General features: G+C 68.5%; 12 protein-coding genes. 8 read left to right on the top strand and 4 right to left on the bottom strand.

The annotated features are described in order from the left end of the window. Positions 1-53: 53 nt before the first annotated feature. Positions 54-329 carry a hypothetical protein gene (locus tag ACFVUT_RS01540; RefSeq protein ID WP_389642484.1) on the top strand — a complete coding sequence of 92 codons (276 nt, stop codon included), beginning with the start codon at positions 54-56 and terminating at the stop codon, positions 327-329. A 127-nt stretch (positions 330-456) separates the two neighbouring features. Here ACFVUT_RS01540 and ACFVUT_RS01535 read toward each other — a convergent pair whose 3' ends face one another. Then, positions 457-879 (bottom strand): winged helix-turn-helix transcriptional regulator, encoded by a 423-nt coding sequence (locus tag ACFVUT_RS01535; protein ID WP_389642481.1) that lies wholly within the window; start codon positions 877-879, stop codon positions 457-459. An 86-nt stretch (positions 880-965) separates the two neighbouring features. On the opposite strand from ACFVUT_RS01535, the gene ACFVUT_RS01530 reads away from it, so the two are divergent. Then, positions 966-1787 carry an NAD(P)H-binding protein gene (locus tag ACFVUT_RS01530; RefSeq protein ID WP_389642478.1) on the top strand — a complete coding sequence of 274 codons (822 nt, stop codon included), beginning with the start codon at positions 966-968 and terminating at the stop codon, positions 1785-1787. A 565-nt stretch (positions 1788-2352) separates the two neighbouring features. Here ACFVUT_RS01530 and ACFVUT_RS01525 read toward each other — a convergent pair. Further along, positions 2353-2955 (bottom strand): TetR/AcrR family transcriptional regulator, encoded by a 603-nt coding sequence (locus ACFVUT_RS01525; protein ID WP_389642476.1) that lies wholly within the window; start codon positions 2953-2955, stop codon positions 2353-2355. Between the two features lie 86 nt (positions 2956-3041). On the opposite strand from ACFVUT_RS01525, the gene ACFVUT_RS01520 reads away from it, so the two are divergent. From ACFVUT_RS01520 to ACFVUT_RS01505, 4 genes are all read left to right on the top strand, one after another. Further along, positions 3042-4529 carry a carboxylesterase/lipase family protein gene (locus tag ACFVUT_RS01520; protein WP_389642474.1) on the top strand — a complete coding sequence of 496 codons (1488 nt, stop codon included), beginning with the start codon at positions 3042-3044 and terminating at the stop codon, positions 4527-4529. A gap of 331 nt (positions 4530-4860) precedes the next feature. After that, positions 4861-6258, top strand: coding sequence for a glycoside hydrolase family 76 protein (locus ACFVUT_RS01515; RefSeq protein ID WP_389643580.1), 1398 nt, complete (start codon positions 4861-4863; stop codon positions 6256-6258). 183 nt (positions 6259-6441) lie between these two features. Beyond that, entirely contained in the window at positions 6442-7230 is a 789-nt protein-coding gene (locus ACFVUT_RS01510; RefSeq protein ID WP_389642471.1) for an NPP1 family protein, read from the top strand. A 310-nt stretch (positions 7231-7540) separates the two neighbouring features. Then, a complete protein-coding gene (locus ACFVUT_RS01505) occupies positions 7541-8986 on the top strand; it encodes a glyceraldehyde-3-phosphate dehydrogenase (protein ID WP_389642468.1) in 1446 nt (481 codons plus the stop codon). 249 nt (positions 8987-9235) lie between these two features. Here ACFVUT_RS01505 and ACFVUT_RS01500 read toward each other — a convergent pair whose 3' ends face one another. Continuing rightward, the gene (locus ACFVUT_RS01500) at positions 9236-9472 is read right to left on the bottom strand and encodes a hypothetical protein (protein ID WP_389642465.1); all 237 of its coding nucleotides are present in this window, start codon (positions 9470-9472) and stop codon (positions 9236-9238) included. A gap of 354 nt (positions 9473-9826) precedes the next feature. Between ACFVUT_RS01500 and ACFVUT_RS01495 the strand changes: the two genes are divergently transcribed. After that, on the top strand, positions 9827-10498 hold the full coding sequence (locus ACFVUT_RS01495) for an HAD family hydrolase (RefSeq protein WP_389642462.1): 672 nt from the start codon (positions 9827-9829) through the stop codon (positions 10496-10498). A gap of 263 nt (positions 10499-10761) precedes the next feature. After that, positions 10762-10968, top strand: coding sequence for a DUF5988 family protein (locus ACFVUT_RS01490; RefSeq protein WP_389642459.1), 207 nt, complete (start codon positions 10762-10764; stop codon positions 10966-10968). A gap of 73 nt (positions 10969-11041) precedes the next feature. Here ACFVUT_RS01490 and ACFVUT_RS01485 read toward each other — a convergent pair whose 3' ends face one another. Further along, positions 11042-11749 carry an SDR family NAD(P)-dependent oxidoreductase gene (locus ACFVUT_RS01485; RefSeq protein ID WP_389642457.1) on the bottom strand — a complete coding sequence of 236 codons (708 nt, stop codon included), beginning with the start codon at positions 11747-11749 and terminating at the stop codon, positions 11042-11044. Positions 11750-11779: the final 30 nt, after the last annotated feature.

Raw genomic sequence — 11779 nt, 5'->3', positions numbered from 1 at the left:
AGCTGCCCGCGGACGGCCCGGCCCGCCCTGGCGGCGACAACGGATGGCGATACGTGCTCACCTATGGGGACGGGGAGCTGGCCATGTACGCCGACTCGGTGTCCGAACCGCTGTCCGCAGTGATCCCCGGCCACGACGAACTTCCCAGCAACGAGAACGGCGACGAAGCAGCGTTCGTGGCTCGCTACGAGGCGGCGATCGAGCTGGCCGACCTGGTGCGGACCGGGCTGGTGATCGACGCCACCGAGAACGACGGCTGGTCACCGGAACAGGTCACCGCCAGGCCCTCACGGGGCCGTACGCTCCAGGCGTCCGAACGGGGAGAGTGACGGCCTTCGTCCAGGCGTGACCACCAGGTCCGCCGCCCGGCGCACAACACCCTCCGACCCGACTGACGGCAGGCGTGCGACGCCGACGACCGGTCAGGCACAGGCCCCGTCAACGGCACCGACCCCGTCAGCGGATGTCGTGGTCCGGGTGGGTGCGGTCGTACGCGTGCCGTGCCTCGGTGATGACGGCGCGGTGGGCGAGGGACCAGTCGGCGAGCGCCTTGACCAAGTGGGTGAGGCCGGCTCCTGTCTCCGTCAGGCGGTAGTCGACGTGGGCCGGGACGGTCGGGTACACGGTGCGCAGCACGAGGCCGTCGCGTTCGAGCCTCCGTACGGTGAGGGTGAGCATGCGCTGGGAGATGCCGTCGACGGCGCGCTGGAGTTCACGGAACCGCCGTGGCCCGCCCGCGAGTTCGACGATCAGGAGCACCGACCACTTGTCCCCGATGCGGTCCAGGACATCGCGGATGCCGCAGTCGGGGTGGTCCGCGCGTCCGCAGGGGTCGAGGTCGGCGGGGGTGGTGGTTACCCCGGTGTGCGTGAGTGACATCGAACTGCCTTCTTGTGGCCGGTGGGCGTGCGATCAAGGATCAAGCGTAGTTACCGATGAGAACCACGAGGAAGACGGTGATTGACATGATCTTGGTGACGGGAGCGAGCGGGAAGCTCGGCTCGGCCACTCTTGCGGCGCTGCGTGCTCGCGGCATCGACGCGACGGGCGGCAGCCGCACGCCGGACGCGGGAATGCGGCATCTCGACTTCGACGATCCCATGAAGCCGGATCTCGCGGGTGTGTCGACTCTGGTGCTGATCTCCGCCGGTTATGCCGAGGACGACCAAGTCGTCACGCGGCACGCGGCGGTCCTGGACGCCGCCGTCCGCGACGGCGTCGACCACGTCGTCTACACGAGCCTGACCGGCGCCGGCGACCACCTCGGCTTCGCGCTCGCACACCGTGCGACCGAACGCCTTTTGCAGGCAAGCGGATTGTCGTGGACGATCCTGCGCAACGGTCTCTACGCCGATCTCTTCAGCGGTCTCCTGATGTGGGCCGGCAACGCGGTGGAGTCCGCGTTCGGCGACGGCGCCCTGGCCGCGGTCGTGCGAGAGGATCTGGCCGATGCCGCGGCGACTGTTGCGGCGGATCCGGCACGGCACAGCGGGCTCGTCCATGACCTCGTCGGCACCACGATCACGGCGGGGCAGGTGGCCGAACAGCTCGGGGTTCCGCACCGCACCATCAGCCTGGGCGAGTATCGGCGCAGACTCCTCGACGAGACGCCGGGGCTGCTGCCGTTCCAGCCGCCGATGCTCGCCTCGATCGCCACGAGCGTCCGGCACGGTTTCCTGGGAGGCTCCTCTCCCGCCCTCGCGGACCTTCTCGGCCACCCGGCCCGCGATCCACTGGCCACGGCCGTCGCGGTCGCGTCCGCCACGAGACCGGAGGCGAGCGTTTAGATCGTGTCCTATGGGGTGACGGCTTTCACGAAGCGGGTCTCGCCCATGAGCCACCGATGACGGGCCGCCCATCGGCCAACGCGAGCGGCTCCTCGAACACCATGGTGAAAGAAGGATCCGGTCCGGTTCTTCGTCGAGCGACTCGACGAAGAACCGCACCTTGATGAGCTGGATCTGAGCCCGCATCCGGACCCCTACGTGGGTCTCGCAGGCAACCGTGGCCTCTTCCCTCAACTCCAAGACCGGCAGCCAGTCCGTCGGCCCAGCGCCAGGGCTGGGTGATTGACATACACCTCGACGCCAGCGACCTGCATGCTCAGTCCTCCTCCCGTCTCGCGTCGCGAAACGCTGCGATGCCAGCCGGGAGCACTGGCATGCCCTGAGGGTGCTTACCGAGTGACGCCTTGAGAGCCAATCGCCCACGCGAGCGGGTCACAAGATCAGCGACGGAGCCCGTTCATCTGCACGTGGCCATGCGCTTTCACGTGTACGCCGACATCAGATTCTGCGAACCCGCGCGCTTCGAGCCTCCGTCCCGGAACGTGACCGCCGGCGATTGGTGCGGTCAGGCCTTGTTGGTGAACAGTCGGTTGAGGTGCTGGTCGACGGCGGCCAGGGCCTCCTGGGGCTTGATCACGCTCAGTTCGATGAGTGGGGTCAAGCCGGTGAGTGTCAAGAGCAGGTTGGTTTCTGTCGCCGGGTCGCGGTCGGGGCTGATGTGGCCATCGGTGATTGCCCGGCGGACGATCTGCTCGATGAGGTCGCGGCCATGAGTCAGCCCGTCGCGTGCCCGTGTATGGATGTTCGCGTTGTGCAGTGCCTCCAGGACGTAGGCGGCGCTCATCCGGCTCGTCGCGCGTGCGTCGGGATGCAGCGGGAGCATCTCCGCGAGCATCACTCGGAGCATGTCACGGGGGTGTGGTGCGTTGCCGAGTTCTCTGATGCCTTCGGCGACGCGTAGTGATGTCTGTTCGGACGCGAAGTCCATGGCGAAGACCAACATCTCTTCTCGGGTGGCGAAGTAGTGCTGCACCGCGCCGTGGGAGATGCCCGCTTCATGGGCTACTTCGCGCACGCTCGCGTGCGCGATGCCGCGTTGTTCCACTACGCGCCACAGTGCTCGGGCGATCGTCTCGCGGCGTTCGCGGTGATCCACTTGCTTGGGCATCGTTGGCCTTCCCTGTTTCAATACAGTTGACATATTACATCTGACTGGTAAAAGCTGGGAGTCCGTCCGTGGAGGAAGGGTGTGGCATGTCCGAACGACCAAGGGCACGGACTGCGGCGGGCCTCGTCGAAGGGCGCCGGCGGGGAGAGCATGCGGTGTTCCGCGGCATCCCCTATGCTCGGCCGCCGATCGGGCCGCTGCGCTTCCAGGCGCCTGCCCCGGTCAAGGGGTGGGACGGGACGAGGCAGGCGGCCGAGTTCGGCCCCGTGGTTCCGCAGGCGGGGCCGACGGCCGAGAGCTCAGTCGGGAACGACTGGCTCACGCTCAACGTCAGCACCCCGGCCCTGGGGACGGTCGCGCTGCCTGTGCTGGTGTGGATCCACGGTGGCGCCTACATCGCGGGAGCCTCCAGCGATCCGATGTACGATCCTGCGGCCCTGTCCGGCGCCGGCCTGGTCGTGGTGAGCATCAACTACCGCGTGGCAGCCGAGGGTTTCGCTCTTGTCGAGGGTGCCCCGGCCAATCGCGGGTTGCTCGACCAGATCGCGGCCTTGGAATGGGTACAGCGCAACATCGCCGCTTTCGGCGGAGACCCTGACCAGGTCACGGTAGCGGGACAGTCCGCCGGAGCGGGGTCGATCGCGGCCCTGCTGACGATGAAGCGGGCGCACGGGTTGTTCCGCAGGGCCATCGTGCACTCGGTGCCGGGAACACTGTGCACCCGCGCACTGGCGGAAGAAGTCGCCGCCGCGCTCGCGGCCCGGGTCGGTGCGACACCCGACGTCGAAGCCCTGTCCGGCATCGACCCCTCACACCTGGCCGTCGAGCTCACCGCTCTTGGTGTCGACCTTCCTGGCCATCACAAGAGTTGGGGACGGCTCTCGCAGACCGGTGTCGCCGTGTGCCCGGTCCTCGACGGCGTGGTGCTCACCGAAACACCCTGGAGGGCGCTGGCCGGCGGGCGTACAGGCGGGATCGAGCTCCTCGTCGGCCACACCCGCGATGAATTCCGGCTGTTCAGCGTCATGATGGGGCGGCTGGGCACCTTCACTGAGGACGAGGCCCATACGGCCTTGGATCTGTTCGCCCCAGCACCAGCCGGCGCCGATGCCTACCGTGCCGCCTGCCCACAGGCCACCCCTGAAGAACTGCTTGAACTGGTCTACTCCGATGCCCTGTTCCGGATGCCCTCACTGCAGCTGGCCCAGGCGAACCAAGCGGCTGGAGGCACGTCGTTTCTCTTCGAGCTGCAACTGGCGGCTCCGGCGGGCGGCGGAGTCCTGGGCGCCTGCCACAGCCTCGACGTTCCCCTGGCGTTCGGCACGTTGGACAGCCCCGCCGGCCGGCACTTCTTCGGCGACCGGCCAACGCCGGAGGTCTCGGCAGTATCCCGGGAAATGCAGCGGGGATGGGTCCGCTTCGCCACGACCGGCGACCCCGGGTGGCCCGCCCACCGACCCGAGCGACAGCTGACTCGCGTCCTGGACATCGAGTCGAAGACCTTGCCCTACCCAGAAGTGGCCTCTCGCCAGATCTGGGAGGGACACGACCCGGCCCCCTTTGACCTCATGTAGACGAGGTTCCAGTCCGCCTGGGTCTCCCCTGGCTTCGTTCGGCTTCAGCGACAGCGCTTGCCGGCCAGTTTGGGCAGCGGTGAGCGATCTCCAGGGCGACAGGTCGAACCGCAGTCGGCGTGCGGACCTGTCCGGTCCGCACGCCGGCTGGGCCTTCGGACCCACATCAGGCCCAAGCGGAACAGAAATCCTTGACATGGACAGAGCGATGCCGGTTCGGTTCTCGCGGCGGCACTCAGCCCTCTCAACCAGACCGGAGGCCCGGCCCATGCCCCCCACGCGACCTGCCCCCACCGGAAGAACCGTCTTGTTCGCCTCACTGCTCGCCCTGATGACCGTCGGCGTCGCACCGACCGGCGCGCAGGCGGCCGAGAACCAGGTGTGCAACAAGCAGTGCGACGCCCGCGATCCCCGGTACGCCACGGGAGAACGCGTCCCGGTCACCACATCCCTCTACGGACGCACCATCAGACTGCACCTTTCCGACAACGATGTCATGGGGTGGGCCTCGCTGGACGACGGCGCTCCCGGCGATCAGGTCTGGCTGGACCGGTCGTTCGACGGCGGCCGGTCCTGGTCCTCCGGCAGCAAGCTCGGGGTGACCGCGGTCCCGGAAGGAGCGGCCGGCTGGCGCACCCAGATGTACAACGTGGACGAGTGGGCCACCGGCGGCATCGGCGCGCTCCGGGCCTGCGGGAAGGCCGGCAACCGGGCGGAGATCTCCTGCACCGGCTGGGCCCGGACCCATTGGAACGCGTGGAGCAGGAGCACGGCGGCGGCCACCTCGCTCATGATGGAGTACGACCGGAGCACGGGGAAGTTCGCCGGGTGGTGGACGTCGGCCACCGCGCTCACCTCACTGATCGACAACATCCGCGTCAGTGGGATGCCGAGCTATCGCTACGCGATCTCCGAGACGTACGACAAACTCATCGACGACGAGGGGGGTGATTTCACCAACGCGTATCTGGACGACACCGGTTGGTGGGGCCTGGCCTGGGTGGCGGCGTTCGACGCCACCGGTGACGAGCGCTATCTGCGGACCGCACGCACGGACGCCGACCACATGCACGACTACTGGACCTCCACGTGCGGCGGCGGAGTGCAGTGGGCCACCGACAAGCCGTACAAGAACGCCATCACCAACGAGCTGTACCTCCAGCTCAACGCGGCGCTGCACAACAGGATCGGCGGGGACACCACCTATCTGCGACGGGCCCAGGACGAGTGGGCATGGTTCCGGACCAGCGGCATGATCAATGCGGGTGGCACCGTCAACGACGGCCTGACGTCCGCCTGCGCGAACAACGGTGACACCACGTGGACCTACAACCAGGGCGTGATCCTGGCCGGTCTCGCGGAACTGCACCGTGCGACGGGCGACGAAGCGCTGCTGGACAACGCCCGCGGCCTGGCCGACGCCTCGACCTCGTCGGATTACCTCAACCCCGGCGGCACCCTGCACGAGCCCTACGAGCCCGACGGCACCGGTTGCACCTCCGACGGCGACTCGTTCAAGGGCGCCTACGTCCGTGGTCTTGGCATTCTCAACAAGGAACTGCCCGACCGCCCCTACAGCGCCTACCTGGATCGCCAGGCGTCCACGCTGTACGCGAACCGGAACTCGCTGGACCAGTACGGCCCGCACTGGGCCGGTGCCTTCACAGTGACGGGCAACGGCTGCCAGCACAGCGCCCTCGACCTGCTCAACGCCGCCGAGGACAGCTGACGCGCGCGGTGGGCTGCCGCGTACACCCCGCTCCCGCACCGCCGTTCCACGGACACGGCATCGGGACACCCGCGATTCCCGCGTCCCTGCGGGCAGTCCGCGGGCACCCCCGTGACCGTGCCCGGGCACGCCTCGGGCCGACCGGCCCATGACACAGCGACTGATGAACGGAATCGAGGACTCATGACCGACAGGCAATCAGCGGACCGCAGGACGAGGACATGGCGCAAGGGCGCGGCCACCGCCCTGGCCGCGGCCGCCCTGGTACTGGTCTCCCCCGCGTCGGCCCACGCCGCTCCGCCACCGGCGTTGCCGGGCAACGCGGACGCCAGGGAGCTGGAGTTCCAGCCGGCCTTCGACTACGACAAGGACGGCTGCTACGCGAGCCCGGCCATCGGGCCCGACGGAACGATCGCGCCCGGCCTGAAGATCGGCGGGGACGTGAACGGCAACTGCCGTGATCTGTCCGACCTGGAGAACACCAACAGCTACTCCCGGGAGAAGTGCAACAACGGCTGGTGCGCCATCATGTACGCCCTCTACTTCGAGAAGGACCAGGTCTCGCTGGGCGGGGGCAGCGCCGGTCACCGCCACGACTGGGAGCATGTCGTGGTCTGGGTGCAGGGCGACCAGGTCGAGTACGTCGCGACCTCCGCCCACGGCGGGTTCACCGTTCACCCGCGCTCGGAGATGTTCTTCGAAGGCACGCACGCGAAGGTCGTCTACCACAAGGACGGGGGGAGCACCCACTGCTTCCGGGCGGCGAACGATAACGACGAGCCGCCGGAGAACCATCGGGGCACCTGGCAGTACCCCACGCTGGTCGGCTGGAACGGCTACCCCGACGGGTTGCGTGACCGGCTGGGCGCCGCCGACTTCGGGAGCGCTCTGCTCGGCATCAAGGACGGCGAGTTCAACCGGCATCTGGCGAAGGCGAAACCCTCCGGCATCCCCTTCGACCCCGAGGGCTGACCCCGCGCCGACCCCCTGCTGACCGCGCGCCGACCACCGGGGCACGCCGTCCGGGACGCGACCCCGGCCCGTATCGGCTCATGCGTCTCACGCGTGCACCGGGGCCGTCGCGGACGGCGGAGAACCGTGGTGTGACGGCTTCGCGAACCGAGCCGCACGTGCCCCGGGCGGGCCGGGCCGCCACACGCGCCGGTGGTCCTGCGCAGCGCGTCGGCCGGGCCCGCCCCGGCCCTGGCGCGCTGGGCCGTTCGAATGATCAAAGTCGCCGGGGGTTACCATATGAGCGCCGCCTAGCTCGAAAGATAATCCTGTGACTGTCAACGAAGACTCGTTCACCAACTGGAAGAACCGCGAAGAGATCGCGGAGTCGATGATCCCGATCGTCGGGAAGCTGCACCGCGAGCAGGACGTCACGGTCCTGTTGCACAGCCGCTCCCTGGTGAACAAGTCAGTGGTCAGCATCCTCAAGACCCACCGTTTCGCCCGGCAGATCGCCGGTGAGGAGCTTTCGGTCACCGATACGCTGCCGTTCCTGCGGGCTCTCACCACGCTCGATCTCGGCCCTTCCCAGATCGACATCGGCATGCTCGCCGCGACGTACGCGACCGACGACCGCGGCCTCTCGGTGGAGGAGTTCACCGCCGAGGCAGTCGCCGGCGCCACGGGTGCGAACAAGATCGAGCGTCGCCAGGGGCGTGACGTGGTCCTCTACGGCTTCGGCCGCATCGGCCGCCTCGTCGCCCGTCTCCTGATCGAGAAGGCCGGTTCCGGCAACGGTCTGCGGCTGCGCGCCATCGTCGTCCGCCGGGGCGGCGAACAGGACATCGTCAAGCGGGCGTCGCTGCTGCGCCGCGACTCCATCCACGGTCAGTTCCAGGGCACGATCACCGTCGACGAGGCGAACAGCACGATCGTCGCCAACGGCAACACGATCAAGGTGATCTACGCCAACGACCCGGCGGAGGTCGACTACACGGCGTACGGCATCAAGGACGCCATCCTCATCGACAACACCGGCAGGTGGCGCGACCGCGAGGGGCTGTCCCAGCACCTCCGCCCCGGTGTCGCGAAGGTCGTCCTGACCGCACCGGGCAAGGGCGATGTCCCCAACATCGTCCATGGCGTCAACCACGACACGATCAAGCCGGACGAGCAGGTGCTGTCCTGCGCGTCCTGCACCACCAACGCGATCGTGCCGCCGCTGAAGGCGATGGCGGACGAGTACGGTGTCCTGCGCGGACACGTGGAGACCGTCCACTCCTTCACCAACGACCAGAACCTGCTGGACAATTACCACAAGGCCGACCGCCGCGGTCGCTCGGCGCCGCTCAACATGGTGATCACCGAGACCGGTGCGGCCTCGGCGGTCGCCAAGGCTCTGCCCGACCTCAAGGCACCGATCACCGGCAGCTCGATCCGTGTCCCGGTGCCGGATGTCTCGATTGCGATCCTCAGCCTGCGACTGGGGCGCGAAACCACCCGCGAGGAGGTCCTCGACCACCTCCGCAACGTGTCGCTGACGTCGCCGCTCAAGCGTCAGATCGACTTCATCAGCACTCCCGACGCGGTGTCGAGCGACTTCATCGGCTCCCGGCACGCCTCGATCGTCGACGCCGGCGCCACCAAGGTAGACGGGGACAACGCGATCCTCTACCTGTGGTACGACAACGAGTTCGGCTACTCCTGCCAGGTCATCCGCGTCGTCCAGCACGTCTCCGGGGTCGAGTACCCGACCTTCCCGGTTCCGGTGGCCTGACCTCGGCCGGCTGTCCCCGGCGGCCCGACCCCCGCCGACTGCCCCCAGTGCCCGACAGGCGGAGCGGCAACCGACCCCGGTCGGTGTGCGGTTGCCCATCCGGCGCCCCCGTCCTCCACCGCCGGCAGCGGCCCTTCCCGGCTGCACCGCGGGCCGCCGCTCCGCACAGTCCGCGGCCGTCGTCCGAGCCAGGGGCAGGCGGTCGGCGGTCGGGCACCCGAGCATCCGAATGCCGGCAGCCGAGCCGACTCAGTGCAGCCTCCAGGTGTACTTGCCGCCGCCCACCCAGCGGACCACGTCCGGGTCATCGAGGTCGTGGACCATGATGCCCGCGGCCAGGGCGGTGGCGAGCACATCCGTCATCGAGGTCGCCGCGCAGACGACGTCCCCGTCGATCTCCACCAGCCGGAAGGGGGGATCACCCGGTTGCACTGCCAGCACGGTGATCCTGGGCGCGGCGATATGAGGGCTTGCACTTTCGGTCATGCGTGGATCCGTTCCACGCCATGGTCGGCAATATGCCCGGCGGCCGAGTGGGTGAAGCGGCGTCACCCGGTGCTCCTCGGCGGTCGTTCCGGGGCGACCATACGACCGGGAGCAGCCCGTTGCGCATGAGCCGACGGCGGGTCGGCGCGCCGCAGGAACTGCATGTTCCCCTCACGGGCGTTCGCCCCACGTCTTCGGCGTCACCGGCCCGCCGGACCTGGATCTGGACCTGGATCTGGACCTGGATCTGGACCTGGATCTGGACCTGCCAATCCGGACCCACCGCACGCAGCCGACGCACATCAGCAGGCGCGGTCCGCCGGCCCCACGGTCGGGCCCTCTACGCTGCCGGTCATGACTTCGAACCCTGTTGAACTGGTGATCTTCGACTGCGACGGCGTGCTGGTGGACAGCGAGCGGATATGCACCAAAGTGGACGCGGTGGTCATGGCCGACCTGGGGTGCTCGTTCACCGAGGCCGAAATCGTCGAACGGTTCGTGGGCTCGTCCACCGAGGTCTACACGGCTGCCGTGGAGGAGCGGCTCGGGCGCCGGCTGGAGAAGAACTGGCAGCAGCGCTACAACCACCTGTACGAGGCGGCGCTCGAAGCCGAGCTGACCGCTGTCGACGGCATAGCAGAGGCCCTGAACAGCCTCACCGTACCCGTCTGCGTCGCATCGAACGGCAGCCATCACGGCATCAGGCGAAACCTGGAGATCACAGCGCTGAGCAACCACTTCGCGGAGCGCATCTTCAGCGCCCGCGACGTCCCGAGGGGCAAGCCCGCCCCTGATCTCTTTCTGCACGCCGCCCGGTCCATGGGCGTGGATCCCGGACGATGCGCGGTGGTCGAGGACAGTGCGTACGGAGTTCAGGCGGCCCGTGCCGCCGGAATGCGGGCCTTCGGCTACTGCGGCGGTCTCACACCGGCCTCGCGGCTGGAAGGCCCGGGCACCGTTGTGTTCGACGACATGCGCGGTCTGCCCGAGTTGCTGCGGCACGGAGCCCGCCGACAGGCGCCGTGACACCCCCACTCGCCTTCAGGTGCGGGACCGGACGCCCGCACAGGGCCGGACAAGCACGGCACCCACCCACCCACACTGCAATGCACCGCACTGCACTGCACTGCACCGCATCCAGCGGGATTACTCAGGGATCAGGCATACGGCGCCCCGGACAGCCCCACCAGGTGTCACGCATGCGCGGTGGGCTGCCGACTGGGCACCCGGCGATGCGCCCTTCGGCGCGTCATGGAGGAGCCGGACCACCGTCCGGGGACACTTTCGCCATGACCAAAGCGATGAAAGCAGTCCTCGAAGGCGGACCTGACGATCTTCCTGAGCGGGTCGTTTCGCTCACCGCACCCGGGACCGACATCAAGATTCCGTTCCGTGGTGGCTACGAGCATTTCAAGGCCACGACGCGCCACCAGGAAACCGCCGAAGGCTCATTGCCGGTCTACCAATGGTGGGAGCGCACGGAAGTGCCGGGATGAGGGGTGCACGCCACTCCCCACGCCGGACAGGGGGCGGGCGGGGCGACGCCGAGGCCGTGGCCCCCGCCGCCTGTTACCAGGGAAGGGCGCCCTCGGCGTCGAAGTAGCCTCCGGTGGGGCCGTCGGGATCTACCTGTGCCATGCGCACGATGATCTCGGCCCCCTGCTCGACCGTCTGGATCCCGGTGTTGCCGTTCAGGTCGGTCCGGGTGAAGCCGGGCTCCACCGCGTTGATCCGCATGTCCGGGAACGCCTTCGCGTACTGCACCGTGATCGCGTTGACCGCGGCCTTGGACGCCGGGTAGGCAACGCCCGGATAGGCGTACGTGGGAGTGTCCCGGGTGGTGAGCCCGGTGAGCGAGGCCAGGCCGCTGCTGACGTTGACGACGACCGGGGCGTCGGAACCCTTGAGCAGCGGGAGGAAAGCGTGCAGGACGCGTACGGTGCCGAAGACGTTCGTCTCGAAGGTCTTCCGCATCAGGTCGGCGGTCACCTCCGCCGCCCCGATCACACTGTTTCCGGGGCCCCTTTCCTCGATGCCCGCGTTGTTGATCAGTACGTCCAGACCGCCGTCGGACCCGATGGTCCGCACGGCGGCCTCGACGGACGCGTCGTCGGTGGTGTCGAGCCGGACCAGCCGTGCGCCCAACTGCTCGGCGGCCCGGCGCCCGCGTTCCGCGTCCCGGCTGCCGACGTACACGAGGTGGCCCGCGGCAATGAGCCGTCGGGCGGTCTCGAAGCCAAGCCCCTTGTTCGCTCCGGTGATCAGTGTCGTCGTCATGTCTCCACGGTGCCGCTCAGTGGTGCGTTC

Source organism: Streptomyces sp. NPDC058051, from assembly GCF_042885475.1.
GTDB lineage: Bacteria > Actinomycetota > Actinomycetes > Streptomycetales > Streptomycetaceae > Streptomyces.
Note: the sequence above shows the minus strand (reverse complement) of the source record. Positions and strands in the feature narration are given on the sequence as shown.

Coding starts and splice junctions, on each gene's coding strand:
- ACFVUT_RS01535 (WP_389642481.1), bottom strand. CDS start 879: ATGTCACTCACGCACACCGGGGTAACCACCACCCCCGCCGACCTCGAC.
- ACFVUT_RS01530 (WP_389642478.1), top strand. CDS start 966: ATGATCTTGGTGACGGGAGCGAGCGGGAAGCTCGGCTCGGCCACTCTT.
- ACFVUT_RS01525 (WP_389642476.1), bottom strand. CDS start 2,955: ATGCCCAAGCAAGTGGATCACCGCGAACGCCGCGAGACGATCGCCCGA.
- ACFVUT_RS01520 (WP_389642474.1), top strand. CDS start 3,042: ATGTCCGAACGACCAAGGGCACGGACTGCGGCGGGCCTCGTCGAAGGG.
- ACFVUT_RS01515 (WP_389643580.1), top strand. CDS start 4,861: ATGACCGTCGGCGTCGCACCGACCGGCGCGCAGGCGGCCGAGAACCAG.
- ACFVUT_RS01510 (WP_389642471.1), top strand. CDS start 6,442: ATGACCGACAGGCAATCAGCGGACCGCAGGACGAGGACATGGCGCAAG.
- ACFVUT_RS01500 (WP_389642465.1), bottom strand. CDS start 9,472: ATGACCGAAAGTGCAAGCCCTCATATCGCCGCGCCCAGGATCACCGTG.
- ACFVUT_RS01495 (WP_389642462.1), top strand. CDS start 9,827: ATGACTTCGAACCCTGTTGAACTGGTGATCTTCGACTGCGACGGCGTG.
- ACFVUT_RS01490 (WP_389642459.1), top strand. CDS start 10,762: ATGACCAAAGCGATGAAAGCAGTCCTCGAAGGCGGACCTGACGATCTT.
- ACFVUT_RS01485 (WP_389642457.1), bottom strand. CDS start 11,749: ATGACGACGACACTGATCACCGGAGCGAACAAGGGGCTTGGCTTCGAG.